This is a genomic window from Pseudomonas sp. ADAK2 (assembly GCF_012935755.1).
Taxonomy (GTDB): Bacteria; Pseudomonadota; Gammaproteobacteria; order Pseudomonadales; family Pseudomonadaceae; genus Aquipseudomonas.
In genome coordinates this window covers 5,874,562-5,885,623 of record NZ_CP052862.1, presented here as the reverse complement: position 1 = coordinate 5,885,623, position 11,062 = coordinate 5,874,562, and the positions used below count along the sequence as shown (strand labels likewise).

Annotated in this window: 8 protein-coding genes; 3 read left to right on the top strand and 5 right to left on the bottom strand. The window is 61.1% G+C overall.

The genetic code is table 11. The features are described 5' to 3' along the window. Positions 1-43: 43 nt before the first annotated feature. Positions 44-2,356 carry a 5-methyltetrahydropteroyltriglutamate--homocysteine S-methyltransferase gene (gene metE / locus HKK52_RS27080; protein ID WP_169373290.1) on the bottom strand — a complete coding sequence of 771 codons (2,313 nt, stop codon included), beginning with the start codon at positions 2,354-2,356 and terminating at the stop codon, positions 44-46. A 119-nt stretch (positions 2,357-2,475) separates the two neighbouring features. Between metE and metR the strand changes: the two genes are divergently transcribed. Then, entirely contained in the window at positions 2,476-3,393 is a 918-nt protein-coding gene (gene metR / locus HKK52_RS27075; RefSeq protein WP_123515140.1) for a transcriptional regulator MetR, read from the top strand. Between the two features lie 138 nt (positions 3,394-3,531). Here the strand turns inward: metR and HKK52_RS27070 are convergent, their stop codons facing one another. The 4 genes from HKK52_RS27070 to HKK52_RS27055 form a co-directional block, all read right to left on the bottom strand. Further along, positions 3,532-4,029 carry a GNAT family N-acetyltransferase gene (locus HKK52_RS27070; RefSeq protein WP_169373289.1) on the bottom strand — a complete coding sequence of 166 codons (498 nt, stop codon included), beginning with the start codon at positions 4,027-4,029 and terminating at the stop codon, positions 3,532-3,534. A gap of 2 nt (positions 4,030-4,031) precedes the next feature. After that, a complete protein-coding gene (locus HKK52_RS27065; RefSeq protein WP_169373288.1) occupies positions 4,032-4,670 on the bottom strand; it encodes a LysE family translocator in 639 nt (212 codons plus the stop codon). 25 nt (positions 4,671-4,695) lie between these two features. Continuing rightward, a complete protein-coding gene (locus tag HKK52_RS27060) occupies positions 4,696-5,118 on the bottom strand; it encodes an NUDIX hydrolase (protein ID WP_169373287.1) in 423 nt (140 codons plus the stop codon). 112 nt (positions 5,119-5,230) lie between these two features. Further along, positions 5,231-6,592 carry an HD domain-containing phosphohydrolase gene (locus HKK52_RS27055; protein ID WP_169373286.1) on the bottom strand — a complete coding sequence of 454 codons (1,362 nt, stop codon included), beginning with the start codon at positions 6,590-6,592 and terminating at the stop codon, positions 5,231-5,233. A 256-nt stretch (positions 6,593-6,848) separates the two neighbouring features. Between HKK52_RS27055 and HKK52_RS27050 the strand changes: the two genes are divergently transcribed. Together HKK52_RS27050 and HKK52_RS27045 are read left to right on the top strand one after the other, a co-directional pair. Then, the gene (locus HKK52_RS27050) at positions 6,849-9,155 is read left to right on the top strand and encodes a putative bifunctional diguanylate cyclase/phosphodiesterase (protein ID WP_169373285.1); all 2,307 of its coding nucleotides are present in this window, start codon (positions 6,849-6,851) and stop codon (positions 9,153-9,155) included. Beyond that, complete coding sequence (locus HKK52_RS27045; RefSeq protein ID WP_169373284.1) at positions 9,152-11,026, top strand: putative bifunctional diguanylate cyclase/phosphodiesterase; 1,875 nt, start codon at positions 9,152-9,154, stop codon at positions 11,024-11,026. The genes HKK52_RS27050 and HKK52_RS27045 overlap by 4 nt, the downstream gene beginning before the upstream one ends. Positions 11,027-11,062 lie beyond the last annotated feature (36 nt).

Here is an 11,062-nt window from a genome sequence, read left to right as displayed (position 1 = left end):
GGTTCAGCGGGTTTTTCATTGCTGCATCAACAACATCAATTCATTAAGCCAACTGACTGCGCAACTGCCGCGCCGCCGCCACCATATTCACCAGCGCCGCCTCAGTCTCCGGCCACGCCCGAGTCTTCAACCCGCAATCCGGATTGACCCACAACCGCTCAGCCGGAATGCGCTTCACCGCTTTACTCATCAACTTGACCATCTCGGTCGTGTCCGGTACCCGTGGTGAGTGGATGTCATACACGCCCGGGCCGATGTCGTTCGGGTAGTCGAAGGCTTCGAAGGCCTCGAGCAATTCCATATCCGAACGGGAGGTTTCGATGGTGATCACGTCGGCGTCCATGGCCGCGATGGATTTGATCACGTCATTGAATTCGCTGTAGCACATGTGGGTGTGGATCTGGGTTTCGTCCCGCACCCCGGACGCCGTGAGACGGAACGCTTCCACCGCCCAGTCGAGGTATTCCTGCCATTGCGCCCGGCGTAGCGGCAAGCCTTCGCGGAATGCCGCTTCGTCGATCTGCACGATCTTGATCCCGGCGTTTTCCAGGTCCACTACTTCGTCGCGCAGGGCCAGGGCCAGTTGTTGTGCCTGGATTTTGCGCGACACGTCTTCGCGCGGAAACGACCACATCAGCATGGTCACGGGACCGGTGAGCATGCCCTTCATGACCTTGTCGGTCAGGCTCTGGGCGTAGGTAATCCAATCGACAGTCATGGCGTTCGGACGACTGAGGTCACCGTAGATGATCGCCGGTTTCACACAGCGCGAACCGTAGCTCTGGACCCAGCCGAACCGAGTGAACAGGTAGCCGTCCAGTTGCTCGGCGAAGTATTCGACCATGTCGTTGCGCTCGGCTTCACCGTGCACCAGCACGTCCAGGCCCAGGCGTTCCTGGACTTGCACCGCGTGGCGGATTTCGCTGTGCATGGCGTCGGTGTAATCGTTGGCCGACAGCTTGCCCTGCTTGAAGGCCTGGCGAGCGAGACGGATCGAACCGGTCTGCGGGAACGAGCCGATGGTGGTGGTCGGGAATGCCGGCAATTGCAGGCGAGCACGTTGTTGTTCGATGCGCTTTGCAAACGGCGAATGCCGTTGGCTGTCCTTGGCGCCGACAGCGGCGATGCGCGCCTGAACTTCAGCTTTGTGGATGCGTGGCGATTGCGCACGGCTGGCCTGGATCGCCCGGCTCTCGGCCAAGGCCGTTTGCACCTTGGGTGATTGCGGGTCGTTCAAGGCATCGCGCAGCACAGCAATTTCCCCGCACTTCTGCACCGCAAAGGCCAGCCAGGATTTCAGCTCGGGATCGAGTTTGTCTTCACGCTCCAGATCAACAGGGCTGTGCAGCAACGAGCAGGAACTGCTGACCCACAGGTTGTCGCCGAAGCGCTCTTGCGCCGGTTGCAGTTGCGCGAGGACTTGCTCCAGTTCGCAGCGCCAGACGTTGCGACCGTTGACCAGACCCACCGAGAGAATCTTGTAGGTCGGCAGGCGATCCAGCACTTGCCCGAGTTGATCCGGCGCGCGCACGGCATCGATGTGCAGGCCTTGCACCGGCAGGCTGACGGCCAGGCCGAGGTTATCTTCCAGGCCGCTGAAGTAGGTGGCGACCAGTTTGCGCAGCGGCGAGTACTGCAGAATGTGGTAAGCGCGCTCGAAGGCACTTTTCCAGGCTTGTGGCAGGTCGAGGGTCAGGATCGGTTCGTCAATCTGCACCCATTCCACGCCTTGCTCGGCGAGGCGACCGAGAATTTCGTTGTAGACCGGCAACAGACGTTCCAGCAGGTCGAGTTTGTCGAAATCGTTGCCTTTGGCCTTGCCCAGCCACAGGTAAGTCAGCGGGCCGATGATCACCGGTTTGACGTTGTGGCCCAGGGCCTTGGCTTCCTCGACTTCGTCGAACAACTGTTCCCAGCTCAACTTGAACTGTTGGTCAGCGCTGAATTCCGGGACCAGGTAGTGGTAGTTGGTGTCGAACCACTTGGTCAGCTCTTGGGCGTATTGCGCTTTAGTGTGTTCACCGCCGCAGCAGCCAGTGGTCGCGCCGCGAGCCATGGCGAACAGGGTGTCGAGGGTTGGCTGGCCGCTTGCGCCAAGGGTGCTGTCGAAACGCTCGGGTATCACGCCGAAGACCAGGGAATGGCTCAGCACTTGGTCATACCAGGCGAAGTCACCAACCGGCAGCAGGTCGATGCCGGCGTCTTTCTGCAATTGCCAGTGGGTGGCGCGCAATTGGCGGCCGACGGCTTTCAACGCGTCCTGATCGAGATCGCCCTTCCAGTAGGATTCCAGGGCTTTTTTCAGTTCGCGGTCAGCGCCGATACGCGGGAAACCAAGTGTGTGGGCCAGAGCCATGGTGAATTTCTCCCTTTCAAAGATGATGTAAAACGTGGCCCTATTGTCGACACCCAAGCCAACATGAGACAAACTCAACCTTTTCGTGTTGATCACAAGTTTTCCTCATGGAGCCCCCGGTGCTTGAAATCCGTCACCTGAAGACCCTGCACGCCTTGCGCGAAGCCGATAGCCTGGTGGATGCAGCCGACCGCCTGCACCTGACCCAGTCCGCCCTGTCTCACCAGTTCAAGGAACTGGAGGAGCGCATGGGCATGCCGTTGTTCGTGCGCAAGACCAAACCGGTGCGCTTCACCAGCGCCGGTTTGCGTTTGCTGCAACTGGCCGACGCCACCCTGCCACTGCTGCGCGGCGCCGAGCGTGATATCGCGCGGCTGGCCGGTGGCACCGCCGGGCGTTTGCACATGGCGATCGAGTGCCACAGTTGTTTCCAGTGGCTGATGCCGACCATCGACCAGTTCCGTGATGCCTGGCCGGAAGTCGAACTCGACCTGGCCTCGGGCTTCTCCTTCGCCCCGCTGCCGGCCCTGGCCCGTGGCGATCTGGATTTGGTGGTGACCTCCGATCCGCTGGAACTGGCCGGGATCACCTATGTGCCGTTGTTCACCTATGAAGCGATGCTCGCGGTGGCCAATCAGCACCGCTTGGCAAACAAGGCGTACATCGTTCCGGAAGATTTGCTCACCGAAACCTTGATCACCTATCCGGTGGAGCGAGATCGGCTGGACATCTTCACCCGCTTCCTGGAACCGGCCGATGTGGAACCGGCGCAGGTCCGCACTTCGGAACTGACGGTGATGATGATGCAACTGGTGGCCAGCGGTCGCGGCGTGTGCGGCATGCCCCATTGGGCGCTGCATGAATACAGCTCACGGGGTTATGTGAAGGCCAAGCGGCTGGGCGAGAAAGGCTTGTTTGCGACGCTGTATGCGGGGATTCGCGCGGACATGCTGGATGCGCCGTACATGCGCGATTTCCTGCTGACGGCCAAAGACACCTCGTTTTCGACCCTCGACGGCGTAAGCGCGGTTCGCTAACACCGTACGACTGATCGTTCCCACGCTCTGCGTGGGAATGCCTCAACGGACGCTCCGCGTTCGGCTGTTGATGGGACGCGGAGCGTCCCGGGCTGCATTCCCACGCGGAGCGTGGGAACGATCAGGTCCACGGTGGCTTCAGAGCTCGCGCCACATGTGGATTTTGTCGAAGTAGTCCTCGCCGACCCGCACAGCTAAAGGCTCGAGGCCGTACTGGATGAAGCCGCAGCGCTGGTACAGCTTGAACGCAGCTTCATTACCCGCCGTCACGGTCAATTGAATCAACCTCAATCCGGGATGGTTCTGCGCCTCGGTCAACGCCGCCTGCACCAGTTCAAACCCCACGCCACGCTGACGAACCTTGCCAGACACATACATGCCGAACAACGTCGCCTTGTGCCGGGCTTTTTCCCGAGGTTCGAACGCCAGGCCGACGATGCCCGCCAACTGGCCGTCCTCGAACGCGCCGAACACCACGTCCAGCTTGCTGGTCAACCGCGACTCCCACCAACTCAACGGCATCACCGCGCGTTCACGCACGCTGGAGGTGAACGCCTGCGGGTGCAAGTCGTAGGCTTCGAGCATCAGCGCCCGGTAGTCCAGGGCATGGCTGGCATCCAGTCGTTCAATCCACATGGTCAAGCCGTCCTGCGTTGCTCAAGCATCAGTCGCACCGCGAGTGCCGCCAACACGAAGCCCATGAAATAACGCTGCACGGCCAGCCAGGTCGGGTTGTTGACGAACCACGAGGCGATGCCCGCCGCGAATACGGCGATCAACAGGTTGACGCAAAAACTCACGCTGATCTGGGTCAGCCCGAGGACGATGCTCTGGGTAAACACCGAGCCGTGTTCCGGGCTGATGAATTGCGGAAACACCGACAGGTAAAACACCGCGATCTTCGGGTTCAGGGCACTGGTCAGAAAACCCATGGTGATCAGTTTGCGCGACGAATCCGGCGGCAACTGCTGGGCTTCGAACGGTGAACGCGCGCCGGGTCTGACTGCCTGCCAGGCCAGCCACACCAGGTATAGGGCGCCGGCCCATTTCAGCACTTCATAAGCCATCGGCACCGCCAGGAACACCGCGGTCAAACCGGCCGCGGCGGCGAACAGGTGCACGAAGAACCCCGCCACCACTCCGAGCAACGAGGTCACGCCGGCCTTGCGCCCCTGACAGATCGACCGGGAGATCAGGTAGATCATGTTCGGCCCCGGCGTCAGTACCATCAGCAACGCGGCGGCGGCGAAGATCAGCAAATCTTGAAGCGGGATCATGGGGCAGTCCTTGGTCTTGTCTTGGTCAGGCGATCGCGGTCAACGAGGCTCGATAAAACGGCAGGATCACGTCCCGTGTCAATGGTGCCAGCGTGAGTTGGCCGTCGGTGGCAGGATCGATCCAGCGTACCTCTTCGATCTCGGCCGCCGGGCAGACGTCTGAATCGATGGTCAGCAGGAAGAGTTCGGCCTGGACGACAAAACCCGGTTCGTTGGCGGCCGGCGCCGAGAACCGGCCCAGATAAGTGGCTTGCGCGGTGTCGATAACCAGGCCCAGTTCTTCTTCCAGTTCGCGGGCCAGGGCGTGGGCCGGTTGCTCATGGGGCTCGATCTTGCCGCCCGGTTGCATGAAGGCCTGGGTGCCACGTTTGCGTACCAACAGGGTGCGGCCGTCGGGACCGATCAACAGGGCGGCGGCGATGTGGATGATGCGGGGCTCAGTTGACATGGATCGAGGTTGGCCTAGGTTAAAAGGCCATAAGAATAACCTGTAGGAGCCAGGCTTGCCCGCGATGGCGTCCGTGAAATCGCCATCGCGGGCAAGCCTTGCTCCTACAGGTCTACGACGTTTCGCGCTCCAGAAGTGCTTCGACTTCCTCGGGGACTTTCACGAACACGCTGTACTTCGCGCCTTCCATGGTTTCAAAGGCAATCAATTTATCCACCAACGGCCCGTTCAGCACTTTGCCGGCATTGAGCAGCAACATGCCGTTGTCGGCATTGAGGTTGCGCGCCAGGATCATGCCCGGCGCCAGGTCGCGGGTGGTCAGCACTTTGACCGTTGGATCGGCCAGGGTCACGTCACTGAGGTACGCGGCGCAGACCTGAATGAAATCCTCGACCAATTCCGGATCGTAGAGCCGCCCGGCATAGCTGCGGATATACACCAGCGCTTCGTCGCTGTTCATCTGCCGCTCAAGGATCAACCCGCGCTGCAATTCGATGAAATCCACCGCCAGTTTCAACAACCGCGAACCAAACGGAATCGCTTCACCCTTGAGCCGGTCCGGAAACCCGCTGCCGTCCCAACGTTCCTGATGGTGCAGGATCAGCCGCGCGGCATCCTTCATCGGGTCGAGGGTCATCAGCAGCGATTCGCTCTGCTTCGGATACTCGCGATAACGGTCGCGATCAAGGTGATGCAGCATGTCCGACGGCGTGATCATCATGCTGTCGGTCCAGCTCAGCTTGCCGATGTTGTAGAGCGCGGCGGCCATGGTCAGGTCGCGGCTGGTGCCTTCGTCCAGGCCGTGGAGTTTGCAGTACACCCGCACCAGCTCGATGATCTGGCGGTTGGTCTGCTTGGCCGGCGGCAGGCGCAGGTTGGCCAGCAACGAGAACACCTCGGTGCCGGTGACATAGCTGTGTTTGAGCTCTTCATAGGCCAGGTCAAGCATGTCGGCGGTCTGTTGCAACTCGGACGTGCGCGCCGCGACGTGTTTTTCCAGGGTGGAATTGAGGGTTTTCAGCTGATCGTTCTGCTGCCGGGTCAATTGCACCAGGCGCCGGCGTTCGCGCTCGGAGTGCTGGTGTTCCAGGGCCTGGCGCAGGGTCAGGAGCATTTCCTCGTCGTTCCAGGGTTTGCTGATGTAGCGGTGAATCTGCCCGTCGTTGATGGCTTTAATGATGGTCGGCAGGTCGGCGTACCCGGTGAGCAGGATGCGCGTGGTGGTCGGATAGAGCTGATGGATGTGCGCCAGCAGCGTCGCGCCGTCCATATTGGGCATGCGCGCGTCAGTCATCACCAGGTCGATGCTGTGCTGCGCCATGAGCTCCAGGGCCTGGGCACCGCTGGTGGCCAGCAGCACATCGAAGGGCTGGCCGCGTAACAGGCGCCGCAGGCTGTTGAGGATTGATTCCTCGTCGTCGACCAGCAACACCTTGGGTTTATCGGTCAAAGTCGTAGGGAGTTGCTCTTCCATGGCGTCACCTCGAGTGAAACGGGTCTATCGCGTGTCAGGCCACGGCAAACATCCACTCTTGCCGGAGCCTGAGCTACAGGCTAGATGATTTTCAGACACTGCCCGCAACTCATTCATTCCATTCCCCCAAGCGAACTCCAGACAAAGGACTATGCTCAGCTGACTCGGATCCACATTCTGTAACCGTTCGGCCAGGTGATCAGGGAAAGGATGCCCCTATGAACAGACCGTTTCGAACCGCTGTCACCCAGGGTGCATGCCTATGAATGCGCTGCTGACACGGACCAACCGACGAATCCTCATCGTCGACGATACCGCTTCGATCCATCAGGATTTCGCGAAGATCCTCAGCCCGCAGTCGATTGAAGACGAAGATCTGGACAGCACCGAACGGGCGCTTTTCGGATCAACGGCGGCCGTCACCCTGCAAAGCTTCAGCCTCGACTCGGCCTTTCAGGGGCTTGAAGCCCTGGACATGGTCGAAACGGCGCTGGCCAACGACATGCCCTACGCCATGGCCTTCATCGACATGCGCATGCCGCCGGGCTGGGATGGCCTGGAAACCATCGAACGGCTGTGGCAGGTCGACCCCAAGCTGCAAGTGGCGCTGTGCACCGCTTATTCCGACTATTCCTGGGAAGACATCGACGAACGTCTGGAGCTGGGCGATCGCCTGTTGATCCTGAAAAAACCCTTCGATGCCATTGAAATCCGCCAGATGGCCAGTGCCCTCACCGCCAAATGGCAGATGACCGAAGACGCGGCGCTGAAAATGTCGCTGCTCGAGCAAGCGGTCGAAGAACGCACCCTGGAGCTGTCCGATGCCAACATCATTGTGCAAAACAGCCCGACCATCCTCTATCGACTGCGCGGCGAGCCGTCGTTCCCGCTGATGTACATCTCCCACAACATCACCAAGTACGGGCACATCGCCGCGCAACTGGTGGCGTCGGCCAATTGGTCCAAGGAGCTGATTCACCCGGACGACCTGTCGAAAGTCGACGACGCCATGGAGCGGGTACTGGACCGGCATGCCGAGGGCGCTTCCATCGAGTTCCGCATGCGCACCGGCGACGGCGCCTGGCGCTGGGTCGAAAACCGCTACATCCCGGTGCGTGACGCCGAAGGACGCTTGCTGGAGGTCGAAGGCATCATCCTCGACATCACCGAACGCCGGCTCGCCGAAGAGAAAATCGCCTTGCTCGCCCGCACCGACGGACTGACCGGGCTGGCCAACCGCGCCACGCTGATCGAGCGCTTGCACCAGGCGTTCGCCGCCAACCGTCGAGGCGCCACCGCGTTTGCGATTTTTTACCTGGACCTGGACCACTTCAAGCGTATCAACGACACCCTCGGCCATCCGGTGGGCGACCTGTTGCTGCAAGAAGTCGCCCGGCGGATCAAGGCCTGCGTGCGGGAAAACGACGTGGTCGCGCGCCTCGGCGGTGACGAGTTCGCGATCCTGCAGCTCGATGTCAGCGACCCGACCCAATCCGCGGCGCTGGCGGTCAAGGTCCGCGATGCGCTGGTGCAGCCCTACTCCCTGGGCGGCAACGATGTGCGGGCCTCGGTGAGCATCGGCATCAGCAGCTGCACCCCGGACATGCTCAGTGCCGACAGCCTGCTGACCCAGGCCGACATGGCGCTCTATCGCTCCAAGGAGCAGGGCCGCAACCAGTACCACTTCCATTCCGAGGAGATCAATCAGGAAGTGGTCGAGCGCATGACCATCGCCAGCGACCTGAAAACCGCTATCGACAACGAAGAACTCGAACTGCATTACTGGCCGGAAGTGGACCTGAGCACCGGCAAGATCCTCGGCATGGAAGCCCAGGTCAGCTGGAACCACCCCACACGCGGCTTACTCGAAGGCCCGGCGTTCCTGCCGGCGGCGGAAAAAACCGGGACCATTGTTGCCCTCGGCCACTGGGTGCTGGATCAGGCCTGCCGGCAGATGCGCCAGTGGCGCGACGAGGACATGGCGCCGCCGGTGATTGCGATCAAGCTGTCCCTGGCCCAGCTCAAGAGCGGTCCCGAGCTGATCTACGACGTGCTGCGCACCACCGCGCGTTGGGAACTGTGCCCGTGGGATTTACGCTTCGACGTCACCGAAGCGACCCTGGCCCAGACCAAATGGACCCACAACGATGTGCTGCCGCGCCTGCGGGAGCTGGGGGTGAAGATCGCCATCGACGACTTCGGCACCGAGTATTCCTCGTTCGATTACCTCAAGACCTACCAGGTCAATCACCTGAAACTGGCCCAGGCCTTTATCGACACCGCCGCCCAGGATCCGGCCAGCGCCAATACCTTGCGCGCGATCATCAACTTTGCCCGTGACGTGGGGATCGGCATCATCGCCGAGGGCGTCGAAACCCAGGAGCAACGCAGTTCGCTGATGGCCACCGGTTCGCCGATGAACGCCCAGGGCTATTTCTTCAGCAAGGCCGTCAGCAGTCAACAGGCCGCCGAACTGCTCAAGGCCGGGAGCATCGTACCTTCAGGTAACGAGCCAGGTTCGCCCCTGGACAACCTGCCGCGTTCGACGGAGGACAACGGATGAAGGCCCCCTTCGTACGGACCAACCGGCGCATCCTGATCATTGACGACACACCGTCGATTCATCTGGATTTTCGCAAGATCCTCGACCCCGACGCGGAAGAGGAACAGACACTGGCCGGCACCGAAGAAGCGCTGTTCGGCACCCTGCAACCGGACCGGCTGACTTTTCAGCTCGACTCCGCCTACCAGGGCCAGGAAGCCCTGGACCTGGTCAAGCGCGCCCGGGCCGAAGGTCGCCCCTATGCGCTGGCCTTCACCGACATGCGCATGCCACCGGGCTGGGACGGCCTGGAAACCATCGAACAACTGTGGAAAGCCGATCCGAGCCTGCAAATCGCCTTGTGCACCGCGTATTCGGATTACAGCTGGGAAGCCATGGCCGAACGGCTGGAATTCGGCGACCAGTTGTTGGTGCTGAAAAAGCCCTTCGACAGCCTGGAAATCCGCCAGATGGCCAGTGCCCTGACCTGGAAATGGCAGATGGCCCAGGACGCGGCAATGAAAGTCCTGAGCCTGGAGCAGACCATCGAGGCTCGGGTGCATGAGCTGCTCAAGGTCTCGCACCTGTTGCAGTACGACATCCTCACCGAGTTGCCCAATAGCACGTTGCTGGGCGATCGGCTGAACCAATCCCTGGCCCTGTCCCGGCGTCATGACAAACAACTGGCGGTGATGTTTCTCGGGCTCGACCGCTTCAAGCGCATCAACAATGCCCTGGGGCATCCGGCCGGCGACGAAATGCTCAAGCGTGTCGGCCAGAGCCTGGTGGCGACGGTGCGGGAATCCGACTCGGTGTTTCGCTACGGCTCCGACGAGTTCGTGGTGATCCTGGCCGACGTGCGCCACCCGCAGCAGACCAAGGGCATCGCCGAAAAACTGTTGAATGCCATCCGCGCGCCGCAACACATCGCCGGCCACGACCTGAGCGTGACCGCCAGCCTGGGGATCAGCATTTACCCCGAGGATGGCCTCGACGCCATCGTGCTGATCAAGAAAGCCGAAACGGCGATGCGCAACGTCAAGGAAAACGGCCCGAACGATTTCAGCTTTTTCATCGACGAAATGAACCAGCGCGCCCGGGAGCAGCAGAGCATCGAGTCGGGGATTCGCCTGGCCCTGGAACGCAATGAATTTGTCCTGCACTACCAGCCGAAAATCGACTTGAGCAGTGGTCAGGTGGTGGGCGCCGAAGCACTGATCCGCTGGAAAAAACCGGGGCAAGGCTGGGTCTATCCATCGGACTTTATCGCGGTGGCCGAAGACAGCGGCCTGATTGTGCCGCTGACCAAATGGGTGATGGCTCAGGCCTGTCGCCAGGCGTGTATCTGGAAGACCGCCGGGCTGCCGAAAATCTGCATCTCGGTGAACGTCTCGGCCATCGACTTCCGGCAGCGCGACTTTGTCGAGAGCATCGAGTTGATCCTCAAGCAGACCGGGATGGACCCGACCTTGCTCGAACTGGAGATCACCGAAGGCGTGTTGATGCAGAACGTCGATGCCACCGTGACCGCGCTGAACCGGATCAAGGCCCTGGGCGTGCGCCTGGCCATCGATGACTTCGGCACCGGTTATTCCAGCCTCAGTTACCTGCGCCGGTTTCCCATTGATGTGCTGAAAATCGACCAGTCGTTCATTCGTGGCCTGAGCCGTGACAGCAGCGACGCCGCCCTGGTCAGCGCCATCATCAGCCTGGGCAAGAGCCTCAAGCTGACCGTCATCGCCGAAGGCATCGAAACCCTCGAACAGCTGGATTTCCTCAAGGCCCACCATTGCGAGGAAGGCCAGGGTTACTACTTCAGCAAAGCCGTGGCGCCGGATGCTTTTGCGCATTATCTGATGTTGGTGAAGCCGCTGCCTTCAGCCCAGACATGAGCGACGCACTACGACACCCAGGCCAACCGCCAAGGA

What these genes read in the sequence shown, in the direction of transcription:
- metE (WP_169373290.1), bottom strand. Translation starts at nt 2,356, where the DNA reads ATGGCTCTGGCCCACACACTTGGTTTCCCGCGTATCGGCGCTGACCGC.
- HKK52_RS27070 (WP_169373289.1), bottom strand. Translation starts at nt 4,029, where the DNA reads ATGTGGATTGAACGACTGGATGCCAGCCATGCCCTGGACTACCGGGCG.
- HKK52_RS27065 (WP_169373288.1), bottom strand. Translation starts at nt 4,670, where the DNA reads ATGATCCCGCTTCAAGATTTGCTGATCTTCGCCGCCGCCGCGTTGCTG.
- HKK52_RS27060 (WP_169373287.1), bottom strand. Translation starts at nt 5,118, where the DNA reads ATGTCAACTGAGCCCCGCATCATCCACATCGCCGCCGCCCTGTTGATC.
- HKK52_RS27055 (WP_169373286.1), bottom strand. Translation starts at nt 6,592, where the DNA reads ATGGAAGAGCAACTCCCTACGACTTTGACCGATAAACCCAAGGTGTTG.
- HKK52_RS27050 (WP_169373285.1), top strand. Translation starts at nt 6,849, where the DNA reads ATGCCTATGAATGCGCTGCTGACACGGACCAACCGACGAATCCTCATC.
- HKK52_RS27045 (WP_169373284.1), top strand. Translation starts at nt 9,152, where the DNA reads ATGAAGGCCCCCTTCGTACGGACCAACCGGCGCATCCTGATCATTGAC.